Origin of the sequence: Pseudomonas sp. BCRC 81390 (assembly GCF_030341915.1) — a bacterium.
Lineage (GTDB): Bacteria > Pseudomonadota > Gammaproteobacteria > Pseudomonadales > Pseudomonadaceae > Aquipseudomonas.
In genome coordinates, this window is record NZ_JATAAG010000063.1 from 57,856 (window position 1) to 77,052 (window position 19,197).

Genomic DNA, 19,197 nt, shown 5'->3' on the forward strand with positions numbered 1-19,197 from the left:
GGTTCCTCACACCGACAGGTTGAAGTCCGCCGCAGTCACTGTGGTTGCATCCGCCACTCCCACCAGGCGAATAGAGTCGTTGGCACCGATGCTGACCAGCGTATCGTCGCCGACATCGGCGATGGTGACGTTGGCGGCAAAGGTGGCCGCGGTGATGTTGAAGGCTGTGATGTCCAGCCGGTCCTGGCCGCCGACCGCATTGCTGTCGAAGTTGATGATCAGGTCGTTACCGAAACCTGCGGCGAACTGGAAGACATCATTGCCATCCGTAGCCATCATCGTGTCATCGCCTGCCCCGCCGTTGACCGTATCATCGCCAACCGCACCGTTGAGGAAGTCACTGCCGCTACCACCCGAGAGGATGTCGTTGCCATCACCACCAAACAGCGTGTCATTGCCTGCGCCACCGTTGAGAGTGTCATTGCCAAGACCGCCGTCGAGGCTGTCGTTGTCGTCGCCACCGTTGAGGGTATCGTTACCGATGCCACCGAGCAGTTGGTCGTTACCCGCTCCACCAGTGAGCACGTCATTGCCAGCCCCGCCTCTGATGATGTTGTCCAGCGTGTTACCGGTACCGTTGAAGTTACCCACCCCGGTAAAGGTCAGGTTTTCGATGTTGCCGGACATGCGGTAGCTGGTCAGCGTTGTAAGCACGGTATCCGTTCCGCCCCCCACGACCTCGATCAACCCATCCCCGGCGTTATCCACCACATAGGTGTCATCACCGAGACCGCCCACCAGGCGGTCGGCACCCGCGCCACCATTGAGCAAGTCGTTGCCAGCGCCTCCTCTGATGGTGTTGTCCAGCGTGTTACCGGTACCGTTGAAGTTACCCACCCCGGTAAAGGTCAGGTTTTCGATGTTGCCGGACATGCGGTAGCTGGCCAGCGTGGTACGCACGGTATCCGTGCCGCCACCCGCAGCCTCGATCAGCCCATCCCCAGCGTTATCCACTACATAGGTGTCGTCGCCGAGACCACCTACCAGGCGGTCCGCACCCGCACCGCCATTGAGCAGGTCGTTGCCAGCGCCACCGGTGATGATGTTGTCCAGCGTGTTACCGCCGCCGACGAAGTTACCTGCCCCGGTATAGACCAGGTTTTCGACGTTGGCACCCAGGTTGTAGCTGGCCAGCGTGGTACGCACGGTATCCGTACCGCCCCCCGCAGCCTCGACCACCGCGTCGCCGGCGTTATCGACCACGTAGGTGTCGTTGCCTGAACCACCGACCAGGCGGTCGGCACCTGCAGCGCCGTTGAGCAGGTCATTGCCAGCGCCGCCGGTGATGATGTTATCCAGCCCGTTACCGCCACCGATGAAATTGCCCACACCGGTAAAGGTAAGGTTTTCGACGTTGGCACCCAGGGTGTAGCTGGCCAGGCTGGTCTGCACCAGGTCGACACCGCCGTTAAGCGCTTCGATTACCCGGTCGCCGACGTTGTCGACCACGAAGGTGTCATTGCCGCCGCCGCCGGTCATGGTGTCGGCGCCAAGCCCGCCGTTGAGGATGTCGTTGCCTAGGCCGCCAAACAACAGGTCGGCACCGTCCAGGCCGGAAATCACGTCATTACCCGCACTGCCGAGCAGGACATCCGGACCGTTGGTACCGACCAGCGTCAATGCTGGCACTGGCGCCGTTGCCGCCGACGTGAGCGACTCCTGCGCGCCGAAGCCATCGGTGTAGCGCACGATCACCTGCAATTGCTGGCCACCCTGGTCAAGACCCGGCGTGAAGGTGGACGCAGTGGCACCGACGATGTCGCTGAAGATGCCGCCAATACCTTGCTGCCATTGGAAGCTGAACGCACCCAGCCCGTCGAGGTCGGCAATGCTGCCGGTCAGTGCGGTCAGCGTCTGCCCAAGGGCTGGCGTGGTATCGCTGATCAGCACCGCGCCAGTAGGTGCATCGTTGACATTGGCCACCGGGTCGAGGATGTCGGAAGCGATGCTTTCATGCACCCCGATATCATCCACGTAGCTGACCACCACCCTTATGTTCTGCCCCACCTGATCCTGTGTCAGGACCAGCGTACTACTGATGGCGCCAGCAATATTGACCCAGCCGAGCCCCCGGTTGGACTGCCACTGGAAGGTGAACTGCGGGTTGCTCAGGCCGTCGGCATCGACGATGGTTGCCGGGTTGGCGGTGAGGGTCTGGTTCTGCACCAGCAGCCCGGTCACGGTCGGCCCGGCGCTCGGTGCGCTGTTCGGCGCCGAATCGACGATTTCCAGCGTGCCCTTGGCATCCTGGTACACCCCGCGTACGCGGATGTTCAGGCCGGCCACATCGTCAGTCACCCGATAGGTGCTGCCAATCGCCCGGGAAACCTCGCCGGCGGCGACGAAGGTGATGTCTTCGTATACCCCGGAACCCGGCAGGCGCTCGACTTGCCAGTAGTACGCCATCGCGCCGTTGACGGCACCGCTGGCGTTGCCTGCACCGACGTTGTCGGCATCGTGCACCGCCAGGTTGCTCACCCGCAGCAACTGGCCACTGACCGAGGTGTCATTGCGCAGGCCGGTGGCAGCGTCAAGGATTGCCAGGTGGCCGGTCGGGCCGGCGTTGACGGCAGTGCCCACCCCGGAAGCCTGCGAGCTGTCCGAGAACTGCAGGCGCTCGATGCCGGTCAGGCGGTCGACGCCGTCACGCCCGGCTACCAGGTCGGTAACGATCACCGCATTGCCATCGACCACCACGCTGTAGTCACTGGCCACCCCCGAGAACACCGCCGTGTCATAGCTGTCGGTGCCGTTGAGGATTTCCCGCACGATCACCAGCTGGCCCGGGTTGTAGGTGCCATTGAGCATCAGCGGCACCATCGGCTCCATGCTGTCGTAGCTGGCGATTTCCGGGCCGGTTCCGTCGCTGTTGGCGCGCACGCTGATGCGCACGTTCAGCCACTTGTCACCGTCGAGGATATCGTCGCCGCCACGGCCTTCGATCAGGTCGCTGCCGCTGCCGCCGAGGATGATGTTGCCACCATCGTAGAACGTCGCCCCGGCAGCCAGCAGGCCGGACAGGCCGTTGATCAGGCCGATGTTGGTCAGCACGCTGCCGGTGGCGCCGTTGGTCGGCAGGCTGGCAGCGTCTTCGTTGTCACCGCGCAGGAAGTCGCCATGCGCCGATCCGGACAGGCCTTCCATGATATCGAAGCGCACCAGTGCCGAAGCGCCCGAGCCGGGTACCGGCGGCACATCGAAGAAGCGGTCGCTGTAGTCGATGGTCACGCCCTGGGCCAGGCCCTTGAAGGTCGCCCAGTCATAGCCGGAGCCACCGATGTAGCGGTCACCGAAGCCCAGGCTGCCGACCATGATGTCGTCGCCGCCTTCACCGTTGAACTTGTCGTTCTCGTTGCCACCGATGAACACGTCGTTGCCGATGATCGGGTCATTGCCGAGCGGGTCGAAGTTGTCGCCAGGCGCACCGTCCGAGGTGCCCTTCTCGATCCAGTCATCGCCTTCGTTGCCCATGTCCTGCTCGTTGGCCTTGCTGCCAAGGATAAAGTCGTTGCCCTGACCGCCAATGGCTTCGGAGGCGTCCTCACCGGTGACGATGAAGTCATTGCCGAAACCGCCGATGATCAGGTTGACGCCATTACCACCGTGCAGCACATCGTTGCCGTCGCCGCCCTGGATATTGTCGTCACCGCCCATGTCGCTGATGATGTCGTCGCCGGCACCACCACGCAGCTGGTCGTTGCCGTCGCCACCCTCGATGCGGTCGTTGCCGCCATCGCCCCAGACCGTGTCGTCACCCTCGCTGGACACCAGGATGTCGTTACCCTCGGTGCCACCCAGTACGATGTGCTCTGCACCGGCATAACGGATGTAGTTGGTGTCCGGGCCTGCCGTCAGCGGGCTGTCGCGGAACACCACCTGCTCACCGTTTTCGCCCAGTGGGTCGACATTGCCCAGGCCTTCGTTGAACTGCTTGCTCTGGTCAACTTCCAGGTAGAAGCCAGGGTCCGAGAATACCAGCGCCGGCAAGTGGGTGGCCGAGGTGTTGGCCATGATCAGCTTGGCGAACGAGTTGCTTTCCAGCTCGGCGTTCATCGACAGGCCGGCGGTGCGCTCCAGGTAATAGAAGCGGTCGCCATCCTGCAGTTTCTCCAGCTGGTTCTCGAACACGAAGTTGAAGGTGGTGCCGAGCATGCCACCGAACGGGGTCTTGGCTTCGGCCAGGCCGCCGATCCACAGGTCGATGGCATCGACCCCGGTCACGGTGACCGCGCGCAGGTCATCGACGGTGCCCAGTACGCCATCCTTGCCCGGCAAGGTGACGTTGGCATAGGCGCCAGTGCTGTTGAGGAAGTCCAGGCGATCGGCTGGCGCGCCGTCGCCACCGAACACCAGGGCCATGGCTGCCGCGCGTTTCTCCAGCAACGTGGTGGCGCCGGTTATGGTGCTGTGGGTGCCGTAGGCGGCAATGAAGTTGATCAGCGACTCCGGATGCTTCAGGTGCTGCACCAGGTCGACCCAGCTGGTGTACGGCTTGAGCTGGGTGTCGCCGGTCTGCGCGTAGATGTCGCGACGCACGGCATTCAGCGAAGGGATGCCAACGTCGCGGCCACGGGCGATGTTGATCGCCGGCAGGTCCAGCGGCAGGCCGAGCAGGTTGTTGCGCAGCGCCTCGGTGACGAACTCGTCGATTTCATTACCGGCCTGGCGGGTGACCCCGCGCACGATGGCGCTGGTGGCATCCTCGGGGGTGACGCCACTGGCGGCATACGCCAGTGGGTTGAGGAACGCCGCGATCAGGCCCAGTTGCTGGTCGGGGTTGGCACTGGCCGGGTCCTGGATGACGTTGAAGTCGATATCGAAGCGGTCGACGGTCTCGGTCAGCATCGAGTGGCCAAAGCGGTACACGGTGTGGGCGAACTCGGCCACGATCGATGCATCGAGGTCGACGTCGTACACCTGGGTCGGGGCAAAGAACAGGTCGACCCGTGGTTGCACGGTGCGGGCGAACTCCTCGAACACCAGGTGCTGGTACTGCATCTCGGTACCGAACTTGGCCGCCTGGAACAACCGCTCGCCATTCCACACCAGCGCGTCGATTTCCGCCTGGCTGGCCGGCAGCGCAGTCAACGGGTTGAGCAGCCACTCGTTGAGGAACGCCAGGTCGCCGGAATCGAGCACGGTGTCCATGGTCTGCGCCACCAGCCGGTTGTGCTCGGCGTGGAAGATCGCATGCACGGCGGTCAGGCCGATGTTCTCGTTGACCCGGCCGTCGCCGGCGATGTAGTGGGCATCGAGCAGCTCGTTGTCGTAGGCCAGGTTGGCACCGGTCTGCGGGTTCACCGGCACGGCGTTGCCCGCAACGCTGTCGGCATCCGGCGCCAGCACCCCGGCGTTGAATACCGGCACGGCATTGTGGGCGATATCGGCGAGGAACTGATGCCCGGTACGCACCGCGTTGGTCAGGTCGAGCGGCGCGGCCGGGTTGCCTTCGACCTGCTGGTCGTCGGCCGTACCGGCAATGCCGTCGGCGCCCTTCATGATCACCATCGGGTAGCCATTGGGGCCCTTGATGAAGTTGCCATAGGCGTCGGTTGCCAGCAGCGGCACGTTATCGACGTCGGCGTCGGTCAGGTTGATACCGAGTACATCGCGGGCCTGGGCCTTGACCACTTTCCAGGTGGCCATGCCGCCGATCTCGGTATCGTCAGCAGTACCATACCGGCCATCGGCACCCAGGTCCCGGTTGGTGATCAGGCGGCCGGTGGCGACAGGCCCGTTGTCGGTCAGCACGTAGGCACGCAGGAACACCTGGTGCGACGGGTGCGAGCTGTAGGTCTGGTTCTGGTCGACGAACGGCGTGGTGGTATTGGTGTGCTCGTGAATATCGTCGGCCGTGCCAAGCACGCCGTCCGCACCGGGCAGGTTAGTGGCCCGGGTGACCACCATGAAGTTGGTGAAACCACCTTCCACGTACAGCGGGTCATCCGGCTGCAGCGGAATGTAGATGGTTCCCGAACCGCCCTTGGTCACCAGGTCCAGGCCATGGTCGAAGAATTGCCCGAAGAAGGTCATCCAGGCGTTGAACGGCGCGGACAAGCCAGCATCGGCGGCAGTGTTCTCGAACAGGTACACGTCATGGTCGTCGGCAGTGCCGAACTGGCCGTCCAGGCCCGGGCTGGCGACGATGCGCACGCCATCCTTGAGCACGTCGTCATTGCCAGGCGCGCCGAAGTTGAGCACGCCGTCCGCGCCGGGGTCGTACGCCGTGGCATAGGCCGCCGGGTTGTTGGAGGTCTGGTCGACGATCAGGTTGCTGATGGTGCGCGGCTGCGAATCGAACACCGGGCCGCTGGTCTGCTGGTACGACGAACCCGGAATGGCCGGCGAACCGGGGCCGAAGAAGCCGGCCGGTGCGCCTTCGGCCGGGTTGAACACCGGGTCGGTCACGCGCGGGAAGACGTTGTCGGCGGCACCGAACTGGGTATTGTTGATGCCGTTGAGGTTCATCAGGTTGTTGTTCGAACCGTCGACCGCCCGCAGGCCCAGCGGCGCCCGGACGTTGGGCAGCAGCGAGAGCAGGTCTGCCCCGGCAGCATCGGCCTCGGCGATCTTGATCTGGGCCAGGATGAAGTTGAGGTCGGAACGCACCATGTGCAGGCCGGCCCCGCCATCGGTGGCATCCACCACCGGCGTGGCCGGTGTCGGTACCACAGGCGCGCCCGGCTGCACCACGGCAGTGGGCTGGGAGAACAGCACTTCGGTGGTGCCATGGGCATCCTGGTAGATCGCCTTGACCCGCAGGCTCAGCCCGGCCAGGTCCGGCGACACCTTGAACGAGGTACCGTCGGCGCTCTGGAACGCCAGGTCGCCGGCCGGCAGCAGGATGATGTCCTCGAACACGCCGCTGCCCGGGGTGGCCTCGAACTGCCAGTAGTACGACACCGAACGATCGGCCAAGGTGCCCTGCGGGTTGGCGGCGCTGATGTTGTCGGCATCCAGCACGCCGGCGACGTTGACCGTGAGAATATCGCCCACGGTGATCGCGCCGCCGTTACCGTCGGTGATGGCCGGGCTGCCGACCGGTTGTGCGTTCAACCCTTCCACCAGCACCCGCTGGCTGTCGGCGAACTGCAGGCGTTCGATGTGCAGCAAGGTATCCACACCATCGCGACCCGCCACATTGTCGGTCACCGTCCACACGTCATCGGCAGTGTCCAGCGTACCTTTGGTGTTCTGCGTCACCGTGTACTCGCTCTGCACCCCGGAGAACACCGCGGTGTCGAAGGCCGCGCCACCCGTTGAACTGCCAGGCAGGATCTCGCGCACGGCCTTGAGCTGGCCAGGGTTGTAGGTGCGGTCGAGCATGAACGGGATCATGTCGACCATGCTGTCGAAGCTGGCGATCTCGGGGCCGGTGTGATTGACGTCATCCGCGGCATACACGGCGATGCGCACGTTTAGCCACTTGTCGCCGTCGATCAGGTCATCACCGCCACGGCCTTCGATCAGGTCGCTGCCATTGCCGCCGAGCATGATGTTGCCGGTGGCAAAGCCGGTGGTCGGCAACCCGGCATCGGCCAGGAACTGCTGCAGGCCGCGAATCAACGCAACATTGGTCAAGGCACTGCCGGTGGCTCCACCATGGTTGAGGATGGTCACGGCATCGACGTTGTCGCCCTTGAGCACATCGGCGAAGTTCGAACCGGACACGCCCTCGACCTCGGCAAAGCGGTCGAGGATGGAGGCCGGCGAGGCGCCGACCGGGCTGAATACGCCGGCGTTCTGGTTCGGTGCGTTGCCATGGGGCTGGGCCAGGGCGGCCAGGGTCAGGTCGACCGTGACGCCAACCTGGTCATTCTTGTTGGTGACCCAGTCGAAACCGGACATGCCGTCCATCTTGTCCTGAGCGTCACTGCCGACGAAGATGTCGTCGCCACCCTCGCCGATCATCTCGTCGAAGCCACCGCCGCCAACGAAGATATCGTTGCCGACCACTTCGTCACCCAGCAGCGGCGCGAAGTTGTCGCCCGGGGCGCCGTCCTGCGTCCCCTTCTCGATCCAGTCATCGCCCTCGTTGCCGGTAGGTGGCAGGTTGGTCTTGGCGCCAAGAATGAAGTCATCGCCCTGGCCACCGAAGGTGGTGGTGATGTCTTCGGTGGTGACGATGAAGTCCTGGCCATTGCCGCCGAGGATCAGGTTGCCGGCTGCCAGCATGCTGCCGGCGACGATCACGTCGTTGCCATCGTTACCTTCCAGGCGGTTGTCGCCGAACGAGTCGGTGATGATGTCGTCACCGGCGCCACCCAGCACCGCGTCATTACCTGCGCCGCCTTCAAGGGTGTCGTTGCCGGCATCACCGTAGACGGTATCGTCGCCTTCACCGGAAATGATGATGTCGTTGCCGGCGGTACCGCCCAGCACCACATGATCTTCACCGGTGTAGTGCAGGAAGTTGCTGTCGGGGCCCACGGTATCCGGGTTATCGCGGATCACCAGCGGTACGACCTCTACCCCGTTGATCTGGATCCCACCGGTCGGGTCGGCCCGGCCATCGGCGCCCAGGCCGGTGAACTGGTTGGCCTGGTTCACCTCGAGGGTGAACGTTGGGGTGAGGAACACGGTGTTGGACAGGTGAGTCACGTCGGAGTTGAGCATGATCAGCTTGGCGAAGGAGTTGTTCTCCAGTTCCGTGCCGAAGTTGAGGCCCGCCGTGCGCGACAGGTAGTAGAAACGGTCGCCGTTCTGCAGGGCTTCCAGCTGCGTTTCAAAGACGAAGTTGAAACTGGAGCCAAGCATGCCGCCAAACGGCATTTTCTGCTCGGCCAGGCCGCCGACCCAGAAGTCGATGGCATCGACACCGGTCACGGTCACGCCGCTGATGTCATCGGCGGTGCCGGCGATGCCGTCCGCGCCGGGCAGCGTCACGTTGGCATACGCACCTGTGCCGTTGAGGAAGTCCAGGCGGTCGGCTGGCGCGCCGTCACCACCGAGCACCAGGGCCACCGCAGCGGCGCGCTTGGCGGCTTCGGTGGTGGCCCCGGTGATGGTGCTGTGGGTGCCGTAGGCCGCGATGAAGTTGATCAGCGACGCCGGGTGCTTGAGGTGGTCGGCGAAGTCGACCCAGCTGATGTACGGCTTGAGCTGGCTGTCGCCGGTCATCGCATAGAACTCACGGCGCGCCTCGTTCAGGGTGGGGATACCGGTGTCGCGGCCACGGGCGATGTTCAGTGCCGGCAGGTCCAGCGGCAGGCCAAGCAGGTTGTTGCGCAGCGCCTCGGTGACGAATTCGTCGATCTCGTTACCCAGTTGCCGGGTAACGCCACGAATGATCGCGCCGGCCGCTTCATCGGCGGTGGCCCCGCTGCCGGCAAAGGCCAGTGGGTTGAGGAAGGCGGCGATGAGGCCAAGCTGCTGGTCGGGGTTGTTCGGGTCGGCGGATACCGGGTTGAACGCCGGGTCGAAGCGGTCGACGGTTTCGGTCAGCATCGAGTGGCCGAAGCGGTACACCACGTGGGCAAACTCGGCGAGGATGGCCGGGTTGATCGAGGTGTCGTAGCCGTTGGGGGCGAGGAACTCGTCGATCTGCGGCTGGATGGTGCGGGCGAACTCTTCGAATACCAGGTGCTGGTACTGCATCTCGGTGCCGAACTTGGCAGCCTGGAACAGCCGCTCGCCATCCCATACCAGCGCGGCGATCTCGGCGGGCGTGGTAGGGATGGCAGTGACATCGTCGATCAACCACTGGTTGAGGAACGCCAGGTCGCCAGCGGCCAGCAGGGTGTCCTTGGTCTGCTGCACCAGGCGGTTGTGCTCGGAGTGGAACACATGGTGCACGGCGGTCAGGCCGATGTTCTCGTTCACCCGCCCGTCACCGGCAATGTAGTGGGCGTCGAGCAGTTCGTTGTCATAGGTCAGGTTGGCGCCACCCGGCCCCACCGGCTGCGCGTTGCCGACGGCGGTGTCGGCATCGGCCTGCAGCACCCCGCCCACCACCACCGGCGCGGCATTGTGGGCGATGTCGTCGAGGAAACCATGCCCGGTGCTCACCGCATTGGCCAGACTGATCGGTGCGGCGCGGTTGCCTTCGACCAGCGTGGTGACGTCGTCGGCGGTGCCGGCGATGCCGTCGGCGCCATTGCTCACGCGCATCACCACCTGTGGCATGCCGTTAGGCCCGCGCAGGAAGTTGCCGTAGGGGTCGGTGGCCAGCAGCGGCACGCTGTGCACGTCGGCGTCGGTCAGGTTGATGCCGAGCAGGTCGCGGGCCTGGGCCTTGACTACCGCCCAAGTGGCCATGCCGCCGCTTTCGCCGCTGCCATCGTCGCTGGTACCGAACAGGCCATCGGCACCGAGGTCGCGGTTGGTGAGCAGCCGCCCGGTCGCCACCGGGTCGCCGGCCGCGTTCAGCGTGTATTCGCGCAGGAACACCTGGTGCGAGGGGTGCGAGCTGTAGGTCTGGCTCTGGTCGACGAACGGTGAGGTGGTGTTGGTCTGGCCGTCGTCGGCGGTGCCGACCACGCCGTCGGCACCGGCGGTGCGGACGGCGCGCGGCAGCACCATGAAGTTGGTCGGGCTGTTGGGATCGAACAGCGGGTCGTCCGGCTGCAGCGGAATGAACACGATGTCGGTGCTGCTCTTGGTCACCAGGTCCAGGCCATGGTCGAAGAACTGGCCAAAGAAGGTCATCCAGGCGTTGAAACCGGCGGTCAGGCCGACATCGGGCGACACGTTGGGGATGAAGAACACCTGGGTGTCGTCAGCGGTGCCGAACACCCCATCGATGCCGGGGCTGATTACCGGGGCGGCGCCACCATTGGCTTCGACGGCGGCGGGGTTGTTGGCTGTCTGGTCGACAATGAGGTTGCTGATGGTCCGCGGCTGCGAATCGACGACCGTACCGCTGCCGGCATAACCACCGGTGAAGGAAGGGCTGAGCAGGCGCAGGAACGAGTTGTCAGCAGCGCCGAACTCGCTTTGCCCGGTCACCAGGTTGTTGTAACTGCCGTCCACGGTACGCAGGCCGAACGGTACCTGGCTGTTGGGCAGCAGGTCGATCAGGCTGGCGCCATCGGCGTGGGCTTCGGCAATGAAGATCTGTTGCAGGATGAATTCCAGGTCCGACTTGCTGAAATTGGCCATTTCGAATTGCCCTCGATCTGTCGGGAGATGACACACAGGGCAACAGGGTCCTTCCCGCGCCCAGTCAGTATTGACGTGCGCAGTTTCTGGTTCGGGGTTCTGGGGGCAGTTGGGCACTACGGTCGTGCTATCGCCACTGGCCTCATCGCCGGCAAGCCGGCTCCCTCAGGAAGCGGGAACCGTGTAAACGGTGCGATACAGCTGTAACGCACACGCATCGACCCCAGCTCGCAAGGGGGTCCGAATACATCAGACTAAAGTCGCAGAACAGAACGTTGTCAATATTTCGTCAATAAATTCGCCGCGCAATGATAATTCGTTGCAACTAGCTGTTTTTATGGCACTTATAAAAAGTTCAATGTATTTATAGAGCGAAACGATATTACTGAATGTTTCGTCGCAACCTACGCTCCAGCATGTGGGAGCAACGCAGCATTCTGGACCATTTCGCCCCTGGAGCGAACCGCCTGCGAGCCGACCAGAAGCCATGACTACCGCTGTACGGGGCGCCGCAACGGCCTTCCCGTTTTGTGATAAAGGGAGGCCGCTGATGCACAAGTCGCCACGCACCCGCTCCGAGCTCGCAGAGGTGTTGTTTCACCTGCGACGCAGCTTTTTCGCCCTCGCCGCGTTCAGCGGCGTGATAAACGTCATGATGTTGACGCCATCTATTTATATGTTGCAGGTGTATGACCGTGCCCTGGTCAGCCGCAACGTCACCACCTTGAGCATGCTCACGCTGCTGGTGATCGGCCTGTTCCTGCTGATGTCGGCGCTGGAGATGGTCCGTACCCGCGTATTGATCCGCGTGGGCAACGGCCTCGACATGGACCTCAACCGGCGTATCTTCAGCGCCGCCTTCGAGCGCAACCTGAGCCGTGCTGGCGGTAACCCGGCGCAGGCCCTGCAGGACCTCGCCCAGGTGCGCCAGTTTCTCACCGGCAACGGCCTGTTCGCCTTCTTCGATGCGCCGTGGACGCCGATCTACCTGCTGGTCAGCTACCTGATCCATCCGCTGCTGGGGCTGGTCACGCTGGTCGGCTCGCTGATCCTGGTGGGCCTGGCCTACCTCACCGAGAAAGCCACGCAAAAACCCTTGGCCGAAGCCAACCAGGCGGCCCTGTCATCGGCCAGCTACGCCAACAACAACCTGCGCAATGCCGAAGTGATCGAAGCCATGGGCATGCTGCCGGCGATCGGCAAGCGCTGGTACCAAGGCCACCTGCGCATCCTGCAGATGCAGACGCTGGCCTCCGACCGCGCGGCACTGATCAGCAGCACCGGGCGTTTCGTGCGCATCACCTTGCAATCGGTCATCCTCGGTACCGGCGCGCTGCTGGCGATCGAAGGCAAGATCACCCCCGGCATGATGATTGCCTGCTCGATCCTCACCGGCCGTGCCCTGGGGCCAGTGGAACAAGTGATCGCCTCGTGGAAACAGTTGCTCGGCTGCCGGTCGGCCTGGGGTCGGCTGAACGAGCTGCTGCACGACTACCCACAGCGGCCACCGAGCATGTCACTGCAGCGCCCGCTGGGCATGCTTGCCGTGGAAAACGTGATCGCCGGTGCCCCCGGGACCAACAACCCCATCGTACGTGGGGTGAGCTTCAGCCTGACCCCGGGTGAAAGCCTCGGCGTCATCGGCCCGTCGGCTTCCGGCAAGTCCACCCTCGCCCGCCTGCTGGTCGGCGTGTGGCCGGCCCAGGCCGGCAAGGTGCGCCTGGACGGCGCCGACATATTCACCTGGAACAAGGCCGAGCTGGGCCCCTGGCTTGGCTACCTGCCGCAGGACGTGGAGCTGTTCGAGGGCACCATCGCCGAGAACATCGCCCGCTTTGCCGAGGTGGACAGCGACGCGGTCATCCGCGCGGCCCGCAGCAGCGGCGTGCACGACATGATCCTGCGCTTCCCGCAGGGCTACGACACCCGCCTGGCGGCCGATGGCACGCCATTGTCCGGCGGCCAGAAGCAACGCATCGCCCTGGCCCGTGCGCTGTACGGTGAACCGAACCTGGTGGTGCTGGACGAGCCCAACGCCAACCTCGACGACGTCGGCGAGAAAGCCCTGGTCGATGCGCTGGCCGAGCTCAAGGCGCGCGGGGCTACCGTGATCCTGATATCCCACCGGCCCAACGTGCTGTGCGCGGTCGACAAGGTGCTGATGCTACGTGACGGTGCCGTGCACATGCTCGGCAGCCGCGATGAAGTGTTCGCGGCGTTGCGCAAGGCCAGCGTGATCCCGGCGGGGAGCGCTGCGCCGCTGGCCTCGGTAAAAGTACGGGAGTAACCGACCATGCAGATGACCCATCACACCGAGTTGATTCCGGCAGAAGCCCGCAACCTGATCGACCTGGATGCCAGCCGGCCGGCACGCTGGGGCATATGGCTGGTCATCGCCGGCTTTGGCGGTTTCCTGCTGTGGTCGTGCCTGGCGCCTCTGGATGCCGGGGTGGTGGCCACGGGCACGGTCAAGGTCACCAGCAATCGCAAGGCGGTCCAGCACCTGACCGGCGGCACGGTCGAGGCGATCCTGGTACGCGAGGGCGATGTGGTGAAGAAAGGCCAGGAGGTGGTTCGCCTCGATGCGCTGCGCGCAGTGGCCGAACAGGGTGCGGTCAGTGCCCAGTACATCGTCAGCAAAACCGTGGAAAACCGCCTGGAAGCCGAGCGCGACGGCCGCGACACGATCACCTTCGACCCCGCCCTGCTCAAGCATTACCACGACGACCCGCGCCTGCTGGCGGCCATGGACCTGCAGCAACGGCTGCTGGACACCCGCCGCGCCGGGCTGGCCGGTGAACTGAGCATCCTCGAGGAAAACCTGGCCGCCACGGCGGTGCAGCTCAAGGGCCTGCAGCAGGTGTACGGGGCGCGCGCCTCGCAGATCGGTTTCCTCAACCAGGAACTCCAAGGCACGCGGGTACTGGCCGCCGAAGGTTATGTGCCGCGCAACCGCCTGCTGGAGCTGGAACGCAACAATGCCGACCTGTCCGCCGGCCAGGCCGAGAACCTCAACAATATTGCCCGGGCACGCAGCCAGGCCACCGAGATCAAGCTGCGCATCCTGCAGCGCCAGCACGACTACCTGAAGGAAGTGGAGTCGCAACTGACCGACACCGCCAAGGAGAACACCACCCTGGCCGACCGCTTGCGTGCGCTGGACTATGAAGTGACCCACACGGTGATCCGCTCGCCGATCGACGGCATGGTCCAGGCCCTGAGCATCGCCACGGTTGGCGGCATCATCCAGCCTGGGGCCAAGATCATGGAAGTCGTGCCACTCGACCAGCCGCTGCAGGTCGACGCAATGATCCCGGTGCAGGCCATCGACAAGATGGTCCCGGGCCTGGACGTGGACCTGGCCTTCCCCGCCTTCAACCATGCGAAGACGCCAAACATCCCGGGGCGGGTCAAGACCATTTCCGCCGACCGCCTGATGGACGAAGAAAGCAAGCAGCCTTACTACCTGGCCCAGGTGGAAGTGACGCAGGCCGGCATGGGCCTGCTGGGCAGCAACCACATTCGCCCCGGCATGCCGGCCACCGTCACCATCAAGACCGGCGAGCGCAACCTGCTCAGCTATTTGCTCAAGCCGATGCTCGAACGCGTGGACGCCTCGTTCAAGGAGCAATGACATGAAACGCCCGTGCCTGATGTTGTGCCTGTTGGGAGTGTCGGTGCAGGCCAGTGCCATGGACCTCAGGCAAGCCTGGGAGCTGCTGCAGTACCAGGGCCCGATCTACCGTGCCGCAGTGCACGAGAAAGAAGCCGGCAGCGAGAACCGCGCCATCGGCCAGGCCGGCCTGCTGCCGCAGATCAACGCTACGGGTTACTTCAACAAGGTCAATGGCAGCCAGCGGCAGAGCGGCCGGGACAGCGACCTGGACTACGACTCCAAGGGTGCCAACGTACGTCTGCGCCAACCGCTGTTCAACAAGCAGAAGATGGCCGAGTACCACCAGGGCCAGCAGCGTGCCGAGTACAGCGTGGCTGTGTTCGATGCCAAGACCCAGGATGCCGCGGTGCGCCTGGCCGATGCCTACTTCGATGTGCTGCTGGCCAGCGAAACCATCACCTTGGCCAAGGCCAAGCTGAACGCCTTCGAGGAGCAGCTGGCGTCGGCGAAGCGGCGCATGGAGCTGGGCGCCGGCACCATCACCGACATCGACGAGTCGGTTGCACGTCGCGACCTGGCCGAAGCCGACCTGATCGAAGCCCAGGACAACCTGGTCAATGCCCGCCGCAAGCTGGAGGAGTACATCGGTGAAACGCCGCAGTCGCTGACCACCTTGCAGCCAGGCTTCAGCACCCCGCCGCTGATGCCGGGCAACCTGCAGGACTGGCTGGTCAAGGCCCAGGCCGACAGCCCGCTGATTCATGCCCGCCGGCACAGCTATGAGCTGGCCGAGGAAGAAGTGAAGCGCGCCCGCGCCGGGCACTGGCCAACCTTGGATTTCGTCGCGGGCTATACCGCCGGCAGCAGCCAGTCGATTTCCGAGCTCAACCAGCGCAACCATTACAGCTCGGTCGGGCTGGAGCTGAACATCCCGCTGTACAGCGGCGGCAGTACCAGCGCCCTGACCCGCCAGGCCAGCGCCAACAGCGCCAAGGCCCTGGATGAGCTGGACGCCACCCGCCAGGAGGTGATTTCCGGCACCACCCGTGAGTTCCGCGGCGTGCAGAGTGGTGCCTTGCGTATCCAGGCACTGGAAAAGGCCGTAGCCTCCAACGAACGCTCGCTGACCTCGGCCCGGAAGGGCTTCAAGGAAGGTGGCACCAGCACCAACTCGGATGTACTCAACGCCGAGGAGTTGCTGTATGACGCCCGCCACGACCTGTTCGAGGCAAAGCTGAACTACCTGATGTCACGGCTGCGCCTGGCGTCGTCGGTGGGTAGCCTGGGTGATGACGACATCCAGCAGATCAACGACTACCTCGGGCCGGAACTGGTGGTGAGCAACTGAGTCCCCCCAGGTATCGCTCGGCGCCTGCCGCAATCTGCTGGATTTCAGGCTATGATCGGTCACCTTGCCGCGGACGCCCGACCCATGCCCGTAGACCTGCACACGCTGTACCCCAGGCTCATCCATCTGATGCTGGACACGGTATTCGTGGTCGACCGGGACAACCAGATCGTGTTCGTCAGCGATGCCTGCGAGACGTTGCTGGGTTACCGGGCCTGCGAACTGGTCGGCACGTCTATCACCGACTACATGCACCCCGACGACCTGGCGATGACCCGCGCCTCGATCGTGCGGGTGATGAGCGGCCAACCCCACTACGACTTCCGCAACCGCTATATCCGCAAGGATGGCGGTGTGGTGCACATCCTGTGGGCGGCCTGCTGGTCCGATGAAGCCAATGCGCGCATCGGTGTGGCGCGGGATGTGACCGCCCAGCACCAGGCCGAAGCAGAGTTGCGCTTCCTGGCCCACCACGACCCGCTGACCCGGCTGGCCAACCGCGCCAGGTTCAAGGAACGGCTGGACGCTGCCCTGGCAGCCGCTCGCCGCCATGGCCGGCCGCTGGCCCTGCTGTTCCTCGACATCAACGATTTCAAGCAGATCAACGACAACCACGGCCACGCCATGGGCGACCGGGTGCTGTGCGCCCTGGCCCGGCGCCTGGAAAGCTGCGTGGGCGTTGCCGACACGGTGGCGCGGATGGGCGGTGACGAGTTCACCGTGCTGCTGCCCGATTGCGCAGCGCCGGAGGTCATCGCCGAGCGTGTGGCACAGATCCTGGCGACCATGGCCGAGCCGCTGGGCGACGGCTTCGCCGGCATCGACACCCCCAGCTGCAGCATTGGCGTGGCCTGCTTCCCGGAGCATGGCAGCGAAGCCGACGTGCTCCTGCGCCACGCCGACGGGCACATGTATCGGGTCAAACGCCAGCGCGCAGCGGCCGGTTGAGCGGCAAGGAGGCCTACCCCGCAGTCGCCGTTGATGGTAGCTGAACGCCCCTGAGCCAAACATCGACCGTGCAGGAGCGACCTTGTGCCGCTCCTGCCCGGACAGCGTTCAGAGCACCGGCTTGCGCGCTGCGCCACTGCGTGCCTTGGCCATGGCCGCCAGGCGCACCGCGACATTGGCTGCACCGTAACCGGCATAGCCGCCCTTGCGCTGGATGATTTCGAAGAAAAAACGCTCCTCGAACGGTTCGGTGTACACGTGGAACAGCTCGCCACCCTGCGCATCACGGTCGTACAGCACGTTGTAGTACGCCAGTTCGCTGAGGAACTCGTCGTCGAAATCGAAGCGGGCGGCCAGGTCGTCGTAGTAGTTCAGCGGTATTTCCAGCAGTGGCACCCCGGCCAGCTTGGCACGCGCCACTTCACGGAAAATGTCCTCGCAATCGAATGCGATGTGGTGCACACCCGAACCACGGTAGCTGGACAGCGCATGGGCGATGGCGGTGTTGCGGTTTTCCGAAATGTTCAGCGGCAGGCGCAAGGTGCCGCACTGGCTGCGCAGGGCGCGGCTCTTGACCAGGCCGTAGGGGTCGGGCAGCACCACTTCATCGTCGGCGGCGAAGTCGAACAGGGTCTTGTAGAACAGCACCCAGCTGTCCAGCGATTCAGCCGGCAGGGCCAGCGCCATGTGGTCGATGCGGCGCAGGCCACCGCTGGCGGTGGCATTCTTGTCCAAGCTGAAGTCGGTGTCGTACAGGGTCGGCCCGCCCGTACCCTGCTCCACCAGGTACAGCAGGCTGCCATCCGGCGCACGCACCGCCGGGACTTCGCATTCGTTGGGGCCGACCAGGCCACGGAACGGCTGGCCACGGAAGGCGGTGGCACGCTTCAGCGCCGCGTGCTGGTCCTTGACCCGCAGCGCAGTGGCGCACAGCGAAGGGCCGTGGGCCTCGAAGAAGTTGTGGCCGAAGGAATAGGGTTCGGCATTCAGGACGATATTGATATCGCCCTGGCGCAGCAGTTGCACTTCTTTGCTGCGGTGCTTGCCGGCTTCGGCAAAGCCCAGGCGCTTCAGCCAGCTGCCCAGGCGCGCGCCAACCGCTTCGTCTACCGCGAATTCGAGGAACTCGACACCGTCATAGCTGCTGGCCGCCGGTGGCGTGAACAGCACACCGGGTTCGATCGGCGTGCCCTCCTGCTCCAGGCGCAGGCGGGTCTGTTCTTCGAGGTACAGCAGCGAGCGCAGGCCGTCGGCGGCATTCTGCCGCGGCGGTGCGGCGCGGAAACCGTCATTGAATATTTCCAGCGACAGCGGGCCGCGGTAGCCGGTGGCAAGGATCGGTGCCAGGAACCCGGCCATGTCCATCTCGCCCTGCCCCGGGAAACAGCGGAAATGGCGGCTCCACTCCAGCACGTCCATGGCCAGGATCGGCGCGTCGGCCATCTGCACGAAGAAAATATTGTCGCCCGGAATGTCGCGGATCGCCTGCGGGTCGCCTTTCAGTGACAGCGTGTGGAAGCTGTCGAGGATCACCCCGAGCGACGGGTGGTCGGCCTGGCGCACCAGGTTCCAGACTTGCTGGTAGGTATTGACGTGGCGGCCCCAGGCCAGGGCTTCATAGCCGATGCGCAGGCCGCGTTTGCCAGCGTGCTCGGCCAGCAGGCGCAGGTCGTCGACCAGCACTTGTTCTTCACCCAGGGCATCGGCCTGGACGTTGCTGCACACCAGCACCAGGTCGGTGCCCAACTCCTGCATCAGGTCGAACTTGCGCTCGGCACGGTCGAGGTTCTTCTGCAGGCGATCGCGGCGGCAGCCTTCAAAGTCGCGGAAAGGCTGGAACAAGGTGATGGCAAGACCTGCATCGGCGCACATCTGCCGCACCTGACGCGGGCTGCCGGCGTAATAGAGCAGGTCGTTCTCGAAGATTTCGACGCCGTCAAACCCGGCGGCGGCGATGGCTTCGAGCTTTTCCGGCAGGGTGCCGCTCAAGGACACAGTGGCAATCGAACGCTGCATGGCGGGAGTTCCTTGTTGTTAGAGGCTGACGGTGCCAGGCGCAGGAAAACACCGGTCACCGTTTCTGGCACGATCGATTATTCGCAGGTAAAGTCGACGCTTCAATCTCTTTGTACGGAATGGTTAGTTTTGCGTTCGATTACCGCACAAAACCCGTTTTGACGAATTG

At 64.4% G+C, this 19,197-nt stretch carries 6 protein-coding genes; 4 read left to right on the forward strand and 2 right to left on the reverse strand.

Translation table 11 applies throughout. The features are described from left to right. Positions 1 to 6 precede the first annotated feature (6 nt). A complete protein-coding gene (locus tag QSV36_RS15035) occupies positions 7 to 11,100 on the reverse strand; it encodes a peroxidase family protein (protein WP_289132803.1) in 11,094 nt (3,697 codons plus the stop codon). 550 nt (positions 11,101 to 11,650) lie between these two features. On the opposite strand from QSV36_RS15035, the gene QSV36_RS15040 reads away from it, so the two are divergent. The 4 genes from QSV36_RS15040 (at position 11,651) to QSV36_RS15055 (ending at position 17,012) form a co-directional block, all read left to right on the forward strand. Beyond that, the gene (locus QSV36_RS15040; RefSeq protein ID WP_289132805.1) at positions 11,651 to 13,387 is read left to right on the forward strand and encodes a type I secretion system permease/ATPase; all 1,737 of its coding nucleotides are present in this window, start codon (positions 11,651 to 11,653) and stop codon (positions 13,385 to 13,387) included. Positions 13,388 to 13,393: 6 nt separating this feature from the next. Beyond that, the gene (locus QSV36_RS15045) at positions 13,394 to 14,734 is read left to right on the forward strand and encodes an HlyD family type I secretion periplasmic adaptor subunit (protein WP_289132807.1); all 1,341 of its coding nucleotides are present in this window, start codon (positions 13,394 to 13,396) and stop codon (positions 14,732 to 14,734) included. 1 nt (position 14,735) lies between these two features. Then, positions 14,736 to 16,064 (forward strand): TolC family outer membrane protein, encoded by a 1,329-nt coding sequence (locus tag QSV36_RS15050; RefSeq protein ID WP_289132809.1) that lies wholly within the window; start codon positions 14,736 to 14,738, stop codon positions 16,062 to 16,064. A gap of 84 nt (positions 16,065 to 16,148) precedes the next feature. Then, positions 16,149 to 17,012: a sensor domain-containing diguanylate cyclase gene (locus QSV36_RS15055; RefSeq protein WP_289132811.1), complete on the forward strand. Its 864-nt coding sequence runs from the start codon at positions 16,149 to 16,151 to the stop codon at positions 17,010 to 17,012. A 108-nt stretch (positions 17,013 to 17,120) separates the two neighbouring features. On the opposite strand, the gene quiC is transcribed toward QSV36_RS15055, so the two are convergent. Then, positions 17,121 to 19,028: a 3-dehydroshikimate dehydratase QuiC gene (gene quiC, locus QSV36_RS15060; RefSeq protein WP_289132813.1), complete on the reverse strand. Its 1,908-nt coding sequence runs from the start codon at positions 19,026 to 19,028 to the stop codon at positions 17,121 to 17,123. Positions 19,029 to 19,197: the final 169 nt, after the last annotated feature.

Excerpts from the sequence above, each read along its gene's own strand:
- QSV36_RS15045 (WP_289132807.1), top strand. The coding sequence starts at position 13,394 with ATGCAGATGACCCATCACACCGAGTTGATTCCGGCAGAAGCCCGCAAC.
- QSV36_RS15035 (WP_289132803.1), bottom strand. The coding sequence starts at position 11,100 with ATGGCCAATTTCAGCAAGTCGGACCTGGAATTCATCCTGCAACAGATC.
- QSV36_RS15040 (WP_289132805.1), top strand. The coding sequence starts at position 11,651 with ATGCACAAGTCGCCACGCACCCGCTCCGAGCTCGCAGAGGTGTTGTTT.
- quiC (WP_289132813.1), bottom strand. The coding sequence starts at position 19,028 with ATGCAGCGTTCGATTGCCACTGTGTCCTTGAGCGGCACCCTGCCGGAA.
- QSV36_RS15050 (WP_289132809.1), top strand. The coding sequence starts at position 14,736 with ATGAAACGCCCGTGCCTGATGTTGTGCCTGTTGGGAGTGTCGGTGCAG.
- QSV36_RS15055 (WP_289132811.1), top strand. The coding sequence starts at position 16,149 with ATGCCCGTAGACCTGCACACGCTGTACCCCAGGCTCATCCATCTGATG.